At 31.4% G+C, this 10,355-nt stretch carries 10 protein-coding genes; 8 read left to right on the forward strand and 2 right to left on the reverse strand.

Features of this window, described 5'->3' with window-relative positions; translation table 11 throughout:
• The first annotated feature begins 384 nt into the window (after positions 1–384).
• Genes Q0K54_RS03340 through Q0K54_RS03350 form a run of 3 tightly spaced genes read left to right on the forward strand, consistent with a single transcriptional unit; the run spans position 385 to position 2,297 of the window.
• On the forward strand, positions 385–945 hold the full coding sequence (locus tag Q0K54_RS03340; RefSeq protein ID WP_294578438.1) for a DJ-1 family glyoxalase III: 561 nt from the start codon (positions 385–387) through the stop codon (positions 943–945).
• A 1-nt stretch (position 946) separates the two neighbouring features.
• Positions 947–1,498, forward strand: a complete 552-nt coding sequence (locus Q0K54_RS03345) for a DJ-1 family glyoxalase III (protein ID WP_294578439.1) — start codon at positions 947–949, stop codon at positions 1,496–1,498.
• Between the two features lie 19 nt (positions 1,499–1,517).
• On the forward strand, positions 1,518–2,297 hold the full coding sequence (locus Q0K54_RS03350; protein WP_294578440.1) for a MurR/RpiR family transcriptional regulator: 780 nt from the start codon (positions 1,518–1,520) through the stop codon (positions 2,295–2,297).
• Between the two features lie 16 nt (positions 2,298–2,313).
• Here the strand turns inward: Q0K54_RS03350 and Q0K54_RS03355 are convergent, their stop codons facing one another.
• Both Q0K54_RS03355 and Q0K54_RS03360 read right to left on the reverse strand, forming a co-directional pair.
• On the reverse strand, positions 2,314–4,194 hold the full coding sequence (locus Q0K54_RS03355) for an ABC transporter ATP-binding protein (protein WP_294578441.1): 1,881 nt from the start codon (positions 4,192–4,194) through the stop codon (positions 2,314–2,316).
• Positions 4,184–5,929, reverse strand: coding sequence for an ABC transporter ATP-binding protein (locus Q0K54_RS03360; protein WP_294578442.1), 1,746 nt, complete (start codon positions 5,927–5,929; stop codon positions 4,184–4,186). Before Q0K54_RS03360 ends, Q0K54_RS03355 begins: the two co-directional genes overlap by 11 nt.
• 230 nt (positions 5,930–6,159) lie before the next feature.
• Here Q0K54_RS03360 and Q0K54_RS03365 point away from each other — a divergent pair, with 230 nt between their 5' ends.
• The 5 genes from Q0K54_RS03365 (at position 6,160) to Q0K54_RS03385 (ending at position 10,230) form a co-directional block, all read left to right on the forward strand.
• Positions 6,160–6,327: a hypothetical protein gene (locus tag Q0K54_RS03365; protein ID WP_294578443.1), complete on the forward strand. Its 168-nt coding sequence runs from the start codon at positions 6,160–6,162 to the stop codon at positions 6,325–6,327.
• A gap of 101 nt (positions 6,328–6,428) precedes the next feature.
• Entirely contained in the window at positions 6,429–7,778 is a 1,350-nt protein-coding gene (locus tag Q0K54_RS03370) for an MATE family efflux transporter (protein WP_294578444.1), read from the forward strand.
• A gap of 129 nt (positions 7,779–7,907) precedes the next feature.
• Positions 7,908–8,504, forward strand: coding sequence for a hypothetical protein (locus Q0K54_RS03375; RefSeq protein ID WP_294578445.1), 597 nt, complete (start codon positions 7,908–7,910; stop codon positions 8,502–8,504).
• Positions 8,505–8,546: 42 nt separating this feature from the next.
• The gene (locus Q0K54_RS03380) at positions 8,547–8,714 is read left to right on the forward strand and encodes a hypothetical protein (RefSeq protein WP_294578446.1); all 168 of its coding nucleotides are present in this window, start codon (positions 8,547–8,549) and stop codon (positions 8,712–8,714) included.
• Positions 8,707–10,230: a recombinase family protein gene (locus tag Q0K54_RS03385; RefSeq protein ID WP_294578447.1), complete on the forward strand. Its 1,524-nt coding sequence runs from the start codon at positions 8,707–8,709 to the stop codon at positions 10,228–10,230. The genes Q0K54_RS03380 and Q0K54_RS03385 overlap by 8 nt, the downstream gene beginning before the upstream one ends.
• The last annotated feature ends 125 nt before the right edge of the window (positions 10,231–10,355 follow it).

Below are 10,355 nucleotides of genomic sequence, written 5' to 3' on the forward strand. Positions count from 1 at the left end.
TCAGATGGGTGTCTATTATGATTATTAAATTAAAGGAACACGCAGAAACAATAGATGCTAAGAAACTATCAGTAGACCAGAAATATTGGTTGATATTGGACGGCAAGTTTATTAGTGTTATTGAAGACAAACACCACAAACAGTATTACATCAATAATAAATATATTGAAAGATCCTAGGGTTTGATGCTCTAGGATTTTTTATTTTCCAACCAGTAAACTACAATAAAACGTACTAAATAAGTAACAAATAAGTAACAAACACGCTAAAGTCCGCAATATAGCGTAATAAAATTTCTTAATTTAGGAAATCGATTGGTTTATTTAAAAGAGAGGATTATTATTTTATATGTAAACAGAAGGTAATAAAAAGGAGGAATTATCGATGAAAAAAGCAGCAGTTTTAGTTGCTCCCGGATTTGAAGAAGGAGAAACATTAACGATAGTAGATATTATTCGGCGGGCTAATTTGAAATGTGATATGTTTGGATTTGATGAAGCAGTAACTGGTGGTCATGAAATCAGTGTAAAAACTGATCATGTTTTAAGTAAAGAGGTAATTGATTATGATATGGTTATTTTACCAGGTGGTTATGGAGGTGCCGCTAATTTAAGAGATAGTCAATTAGTGATGGAAATTTTAAAAGAAATGAATGAACAGGGAAAATATATTTGTGCTATGTGTGCTGCCCCAATTGCTTTAGAAGCGGCTAATTTATTAGAAGGTAAAAATTTTACTGCTTATATGGGTTATGATAAAAAGATCAAACAAGGAAATTATTTGGATGATAAAGTAGTCATAGATGGAAATATTGTTACTAGTCGTGGTCCGGCTACAGCTTATGCCTTTGCATATAAATTGGTTGATTTATTAGGTGGCGATTCTTTAGCAGTAAAGAAACGAATGGTTTATTTTAATGCATTTGATGTTAAGGAGGATGAATAAAATGGCAAAAGTAGCAGTTTTAATGGCTGAGGGTTATGAAGAAGGAGAAACATTAACGATTGTTGATTTGTTAAGAAGAGCCGGGATTGAATGTCATACATTTAGTTTTGGTGAACAGTATGCTTTAGGAATGCATCAGATGTTAGTTAAAGCTGATAAAATGTTTAGTGATGAAGTCAAAGATTATGATATGATTGTTTTACCGGGAGGTCGTCCAGGTGGTGCTAATTTAAATGCAAATGATGATGTCATTAAGATGGTACAATACTTTAATGATCATCACAAATATATCGGAGCTATGTGTTCAGGAACGACTGTATTAGCTAAAGCTAAAGTCATCGATGGTAAAAAAGTGACTGGATATACCGGTTATCAAGATAAATTACTAGGGGGTATCTTTGTCGATGATGTTGCCGTTTTTGATCAAAATATTGTGACCAGTCAAGGTCCAGCAACTCCATATCCGTTTGCTTTTAAAATTATGGAAGTTTTTAATCTTGATCCTAGCGAAATGAAGGAAAGATTGATGTATAATTTTGCTGGAGGAAAATAATAGAAAGTGAGTGATAAGGATGATTTATGATAAATTACCAATTGTTTTTTTAAGCACATTAGCCAGTGAAAAACAAGGAGCGACTAATAGCCAAATTGCCAGCTATATCTTAAATCATTTAGATCAGATGCAAAATTTGGGAATTAGAGAAATGGCGGAGGAATGTAATGTAGCAATTAGCTCAATTTCACGTTTTTGTAAAGAAATTGGATTACGGGATTTTGCAGAACTTAAGGAAATGCTTTCAACGACTAATCTCTATTTTCAGCAAGACTTTGATGTTTCAACGACAAAGCATAGTTTAAATGCTTATGCTAAAAAAATTAATGATTGTATTAATCAGGTGGCTAATTCACTTGATATAAAAGCGATTATTGAATTATGTCAGGATATTAAAAAATATAAAAGGGTAGCAATTTTTGGCTTGTTGAAAGCGGGAGCGGTAGCTTTAAATCTGCAAGTTGATTTATTGATGCTTGGAAAACAGGTATACACGAATATTTCTTATTCGCAACAAATTCAATATATTTTAACTGCTAATGAAGATGATTTGATCATTATCTTTTCTTATACAGGCTCTTATTTTGAATATCAGGATCTAAGAGCTTTGACAAAAAAACTGATGGCTCCTAAAATCTGGATGATTGCCAGCAGTAAAGAACAGACAACACCTTATGTTAATCGGTATATTTTATTTGATTCATTTCAAAATCAAATTAGTCACCCTTATCAATTACAATTTATTGCCAGTGTTATTGGTCAAGAGTATGCAAAAATACACAAGCCAAATCAAGATTAGCTCGTGTATTTTTAGTTTATTCTAATTCAAATGCTCCAGTATATAATTGATAATATTGACCTTTTTGTTCTAATAATTCTTCATGGGTACCGCGTTCAATAATTCGACCATGGTCTAAGACAATGATTACATCTGAATTTTTTACCGTTGATAGACGGTGAGCAATGACGAATGTTGTTCTTCCTTCCATTAAAGCATCCATTCCTCGTTGGACAATTGCTTCGGTTCGGGTATCGATTGATGAAGTTGCTTCATCTAGAATCATTACCGGAGGATTGGCAACTGCTACTCGGGCAATTGATAATAATTGTCGTTGTCCTTGTGATAAATTGGAACCATTTTCTGTTAACATTGTTTGATAACCTTTTGGAAGTCGTCTGATAAAATCATCAGCACCAGCTAATTTAGCAGCTTCTTTACATTCTTCGTCAGTAGCATCAAGGCGACCATAACGAATATTTTCCATAACAGTACCAGTGAACATATTAGTATCTTGTAAAACAATTCCTAGTGAATGACGTAAATCAGCCTTTTTGATTTTATTAATATTAATACCATCATAGCGAATTTTTCCATCGGCAATATCATAAAAGCGGTTTAATAGATTGGTAATTGTCGTCTTACCAGCTCCAGTTGCTCCAACAAAAGCAACTTTTTGTCCTGGTTTTGCATATAAAGAAATATTATGTAGAACTGGTTTATGTTCTTCGTATTCAAAATCGACATCATCTAAAACAATATCGCCAGCTTGCATCGTATAAGTAATAGAACCATCAGCTTGATGCGGATGTTTCCAGGCCCAATGACCTGTTCGCTGTTGACATTCTTTGATTTCACCATCTTCATTAGTGGCATTTACCAAAGTGACATACCCTTCATCAACTTCAGGTTTTTGATCCATTAATTCAAAAATACGGCTAGCTCCTGCAAGACCCATTACTACAGCGTTGATTTGATGAGATACTTGACCGATATTTCCGACAAACTGTTTTGTCATATTTAAAAAGGGAACTGCAATACTGATACTAAAAGGCATCATTGAAAGTGATAGATTAGGAACTTTTAAAATCAATAAACAAGCTCCAGTTACCGCTACTAAAACATATAAAACATTTCCAATGTTATTTAAAATTGGTCCTAAGATATTAGCGTAGCGATTGGCTTTCATTGATTGTTCATAAAGTTTTTCATTTAATACATCAAAATCAGCACTAGCTTCTTCTTCATGACAAAAAACTTTTACAACTTTCAAACCATTCATCATTTCTTCAATATACCCTTCAACTTCACCTAAAGCACTTTGCTGGTGAAAGAAATATTTAGCAGAGTTACCACCGATTTTTTTTATTAAAATAAACATGACCACAACGCCAAGTAAAATAACACAAGTTAACCAGAAACAAAAATAGATCATAATTAAAAAGATAGTTAAAACTGTAACTCCAGATATAAGTAATTGAGGCATACTTTGCGATATCATTTGACGTAGAGTATCGATATCATTAGTATAATGTGACATGATATCTCCATGGTTATTAGTATCAAAGTATTTGATTGGTAAAGTTTGCATACCACCAAACATTTTTTCTCTTAATTTCTTCAATGTACCTTGAGTAATGATTGCCATTAACTGATTGAAAGTAAATCCAGCAATTAATGATAAGATATAAAAGCAGGCCAGGATTGTAACAAGTGTCAAAATTTGACCACCGACATTTTCCCAAATCCCTGTTTCCCAGTTTTCTTCAACTAAAGCGATAATCTTTTGCATAAAGATAGTAGGAATTGAAGAAACGATGGCATTAAAGATAATACAGGCAATTGTCACTGGAAACATAATCGGATAAAATTGTTTGATAGTTTTTAATAACCGAATAACTATTTTATCATTTGACATCATTATCACCTACCTTGTTTTGAGATGTATAAATTTCTTGATAAATCTGATTATTTTTAAGTAATTCTTCATGATTGCCAATAGCATTGATGCTACCACCTTCCATGACAATAATACGATCAGCATTTTCAATTGATGCTGTTCGCTGAGCAATGATGATCTTCGTTGTTTCAGGGATAAATTCATTCATTGCTTTACGAATTCTTGCATCGGTCTTAGTATCAACTGCGCTAGTAGAATCGTCCAAAATTAAAATTTTTGGATGTTTCAATAAAGCTCTGGCAATACATAAACGTTGTTTTTGACCTCCAGAGACATTGCTACCACCTTGTTCAATATAAGTATCATAGCCATCAGGAAATTGAGTGATAAACTCATCAGCACAGGCTAACTTACAGGCATGAACAATTTCTTCATGTGTAGCATATTTATTTCCCCAACGTAAGTTGTCTTTGATTGTTCCAGAAAATAAAACATTTTTTTGTAAGACGACAGCGACGTTATTTCGTAGTGTTTCTAAGTCATATTCTCTAACATTATGACCACCAACTTTTACTGTTCCTTCGGTAGCATCATAAAGTCGACTGATTAATTGGATCAAAGTTGTTTTTGAAGAACCAGTGCCGCCAATAATTCCTATCGTCTCTCCGGATTTTATTTTTAAATTAATGTTAGCTAAAGCCTGACGTTTGGCGCTTAATGAATATTTGAAACTAACATGATCAAATTCGATTGATCCGTCTGAAACTTCAGTAATTGGATTTTCCGGATTAGTTAAAGTGCTTTGTTCATTTAATACTTCAACGATTCGCTTTCCAGATTCTCCTGCCATAATGATCATGACAAAAACCATCGAAATCATCATTAAACAGTTCAACATCATAAAACTATAAGTTAATAATGAAGAAAACTGCCCGACATCTAAATCTAATCCGTGACTGGTAATGATCGTATATGAACCAAATGATAAAACAAAGACCATGACACTATAAATGCAAAATTGCATTAATGGGTTGTTGATTGCTAAAATTCTTTCAGCTTTAGTAAAGTCGTTACAGACATCTTTAGCAGCATAATTAAATTTAGTTTGTTCATAATCTTCGCGAACAAATGATTTAACGACCCGAATGGCTTTAATGTTTTCTTGGATAGAACTATTTAAGTTATCATATTTTTTGAAAACTTTTTTAAATAATGGTGTCGTTTTATAAATAACGATTCCCAGTCCAAATCCTAATATTGGTACAACAACCAAAAAGATCCAGGCCATTTTTCCACCAATATAAAAAGCCATAAAGAAAGCAAAAAATAACATCAAAGGAGCCCTGATTGCTGTTCTAATAATCATCATATAGGCATTTTGGACATTGGTAATATCGGTAGTCATTCGAGTTACCAGCGAAGAAGTAAGAAATTTGTCGATATTTTCAAACGAAAACTTGGAAATATTTTCAAACATATCTTTTCTTAGATTTTTCGCTAAACCACACGAAGCCACCGCACAAGTAGATCCAGCTAGACCACCAAAAGTTAGTGATAACGCTGCCATTATTATTAATATAAATCCATAGTGCAAGATGGAATTTAAATTGCTCCCAGCTTTTACTTCGTTTACCAGTGAAGCAACAATAAAGGGAATAATGCATTCCATGATAACTTCACCACTAACTAGAATTGGAGTGAGAATTGATTCGCGTTTGTACTCGCGAATGCTTTTTGCTAATACTTTTATCATAGAAACCTCCATTCTTTAAATTAATTATTCTTTGTTAATATTATAAAAAAACGAGTTGCGACTATCAACTGGATTTACGTGATTTACACAACTCGTTGTTTATAATATTTACTTAGTTTATCATAAAATAACATACAAATTATTAAATATCAAGAAAGTGAATGAATAAAGATAATGTAGTTTGATACATTTATTTGTTGATTAAAGCATATAATCATATAGGTGATTTGGTGAAAAAAATAGTTATCATAATGATAAGTTTGATGTTTTTAATTTTAGGAAGTATTTTGATTAAAAATGAATCGGTTCCAGTTAGTCAAGAGGCTACTTTAGAAAATGTTTCTATTGTTATTGACCCAGGACATGGTGGGGTGATGATATTCCCAATGATGGATTGAGAATATTAGATGTATTGTATATAATGAAAAAAAGATTGCTTGAAAATAACATTTGTGATAACTTCATATTAGATATATTTAAAGTGGAAGGAGGATGATCAATGGAAATAACTCATCAGATGACAAAAGGAACTCCTGGTAAACTAATTATAAAATTTGCTTTACCATTGATGGCTGGAAATCTGTGCCAGCAACTTTATATTATGGTCGATACCATTATCGTTGGACAAGTTTTAGGGGTATTGGCAATTGGAGCGGTTGGAGCTACAGAGTGGATTGTCTGGATGTTGCAAGGACTGGTGCAAGGGTTTGCTCAAGGTTTTTCAATTAAAATGGCTCAAGATTTTGGAGCAAAAAATTATAGTTCATTGAGAAAAGTTGTCTATCATGCAACACTTTTAGCGGTTATTATTACATTGATATTAGTGGTAATTAGTTTTGTGCTTGCAAATAATTTACTAAATTTATTAAATACGCCAGCTAATGTCTTAGATAATGCAGTTATTTATTTAAAAACAATGATTATTGCATTACCTGTAGTTATGGCATATAACCTGTTGGCAGCAATCTTACGCTCTTTTGGAAATAGTAAAACACCATTATATGCTATGCTGGTAGCCAGTGTTATTAATATTGTTTTAGATATAGTGTTTGTTTATTACTTGAATATGGGCGTTTTTGGTGCGGCATTTGCAACAATGATTGCACAAGTTTTTTCTGCTCTATTTTGCTTAAGGAAAATTTTACAGTTATCTTTTTTGAAGATTAATAAAGATGAAAGAGAGTTTAGTCGATCACTTAGCATTTATTTAATGAAATTAGGGTTGCCGATGGCGTTTCAAAATATGGTTATTAGTATTGGCGGGATGATATTACAAACGGTTATTAATGGGTTTGGTGTTGTATTTTTGGCTGGTTTTACAGCTACCAATAAACTTTACGGATTATTGGAAGTAGCTGCAACATCATATGGATATGCTATGGTTACTTATGTAGGGCAAAATGCCGGGGCTAATCAAATAGAAAGAATAAAACAAGGTTATAAAAGTGCTTTATTAATCGCAATAGTTACTTCTATTATCATTGGAGTAGTTATGATTGTTTTTGGACGTTGGATCTTATTGATGTTTATTAATGGTGAAGATCAATTAGTAAATGCAACACTTGATGTCGCTTATCGCTATTTGTTTATTATGTCGTTATTTTTAACTGTGTTATATTATTTACATATTACCCGTTCGAGTATTCAAGGATTAGGAAATACTGTATTGCCGATGTGTTCAGGAATCATTGAATTTGTGATGAGGACTGCTACTGCTTTGTTGTTATCGCTTTTAATGGGGTCTAATGGAATCTTTTTTGCTGAAATTGCAGCTTGGTTAGGAGCTGATATTGTTTTATTTTTTAGCTATAGGTATTGTTTAAAAAATCTATGCAATCCTTTGGAATGAAGTGTAAATAATATTTTCAAAAGATACTGATTATTTAATTGAGTTTGTAAATGCTGATTTAAACAGCTTACAAGCTCTTTTTTTTATTAAAGAAATAATTAAAATGGTAGCTGTAAAGGGGGAATAGTAATGGATGAAAGAAATTTAGCACCGGTTATTTATCGTTGGGTTGCAACAAGAGATAATGCCCATCTTTGTAGTAACTCTTGTTCAGTTTGTTTTTGTAATGAGGATTATCATGCTGTTATAAATTTTTATCCCAATAATTTAGTTGAGTTATCAGTTGAAGACCGTTGTAGTAAAGAAATTGTTTTCTATTTACATTTTGAAATTCGTGATTTAAAAAGTTCGACGGAAAAAATTGAATCATTTTTTAAATTTTTAAAACACCCACCTAAAAAGGAACAATTAAATGTTGATTTGATTGAAAATAAGCAAATTAATATTCTATTAAGCTGTACTTCTGGGCTTACAACATCTTATTTTGCATATTTGATGCAGGAAAAAATGAATAAAGTACATCAAAATATTAAAATTGATGCTGTTAGTTTTACTAAAGTAGATGAAGTAGAAAATCAATACGATTATATCTTATTGGCACCTCAAATCTCATATAAGTATGATGAGTTCAAAGAGAAATATGGAGATAAGGTAATGATGATGGATACGATTGATTTTGCTAGCTTGAATGTAGATAGTGTGTTAAATCAAATCATTTTAAATTAATAAATTAAGTCATAAGCATATATATTAGTGGGAGGAATGTTTATGGCTAAAAAAAGAAAAATCGTTTGCAAACATATTTTTAAAAATGAAGATTTACAATTAAGAAAAGAACAATTTAATCTTGTGTTATTAACTGTTATTAGTGATGAAATTAATAACAGTTTTAATCTTTTAAAGAGTAATCGAACTCAGGAGAAGCATGATGACTAAGGCCGCTTTGTATGTTCGTTTGTCTAAAGAAGATGAAGATAAACGGCTAAATGATGATAGTCAAAGTATAAAAAATCAAAAAATGATGTTATTAGATTATTGTCAGCAAAATAATTTTGAGGTTTATCAAATTTATAGTGATGATGATTATAAAGGTTCTGATCGCCATCGCCCAGCGTTTAATAGTTTGCTGCAAGATGCTAAAAAGAGATTATTTGAAATTGTTTTGTGTAAAAGTCAATCGCGGTTTACTAGAGAAATTGAAATAATTGAAAAATATCTACATGGTCTCTTCCCGCTTTGGGGGATTCGTTTTATTAGTATTGTTGATAATGTTGATACTTTTAATCAAGGTAATAAAAAGGCTCGCCAAATTAATGGATTAATTAATGAATGGTATTTAGAAGATATGTCGAATAATATTCGTCAGACTTTTAAAACCAAATGTCAAAATGGTCATCATATTGGTTCTTTTGCCTGTTATGGTTATTTAAAAGATTCCCAGAATAAAGGGCATTTAATTATTGATCCTATAGCTGCTAAAGTAGTACAAATGATTTTTAAGTTGTATTTAGATGGTTTCGGTCAGTTAAAGATTGCCCAATATTTAAATCAGCAGCAAATCTTAAATCCTACGGCATATAAAAGAAGTATCGGATTGAAATATCAAAATCATCAGATAAATAGTAAGAACTGGTCACCTAGTTCTGTTAGATTGATTTTGAAAAATGAAATGTATATCGGAAATATGGTTCAACATCGAAAAGAAAGTATTTCTTATAAAAATAAAAAACAGAGAAATTTATTACCGACAGATTGGATTATTAAGGAAAATACTCATGAAGCAATAATTGATCGGGGTACCTGGAATCAAGTTCAACAGTTATTAGAAAAAAGGACTAGAGCGAATAGAAGAGGTATAATAAATAAATATGCTGGTAAATTGAAATGTTTAAATTGTAAAGAAAAGTTAGTCAGTAATTCTTGGAATCATATTAGATATTTTCGATGTCGATCAAAACTATATAATAAAGATGCTTGTAAAGGAGCGTTGATTAAAGAGGTAGATTTAGATAGCTTGATTGTAGTGGAAATAGAAAAATTAAAATCATTGATTGATACCAAGGAAATTAAAAGGAAACTACAAATTAATGATTTTATAAGTAATAAGGTTATCGAGTTGGAAAATGAAATTGAGGTAATAAATGATAAAAAAGATCAAAGAGAAAAAATGATAGAAACAATGTATTATGATAAGTTACAGGGAGTGATTAGTAATAAGGAGTATACAAAGTATCGCGATGATTGTTTAAAAGAATTAGAATTTATGGATATTAAGAAAAAGGAGTTGTCTGTTCAAATAGAAAAGATTAATAATTTGATCAATGAAATAAAGATTGAAGACTATATTGATGAATTGAAATTGTCTCGTAAGATCATTAATAAAATGATTGAAAAAATTGAAGTAGGCATTAAAGATGATCAAATATTAGTTAAGGTATTTTGGAAATTTTAAAAAAGATAAAAAAAGGCTTTACAAGGAGGGGTGAGATGTGGTAGATTAATAGGGCACTCAAGAGAGGGAGGCAGAGGCGAGGAGCCGAAGCAAAAAAAGTCGAAAAAAAGATTGACAAAAGGCTC

The organism is uncultured Thomasclavelia sp. (assembly GCF_944324745.1).
Lineage (GTDB): Bacteria > Bacillota_I > Bacilli_A > Erysipelotrichales > Coprobacillaceae > Thomasclavelia.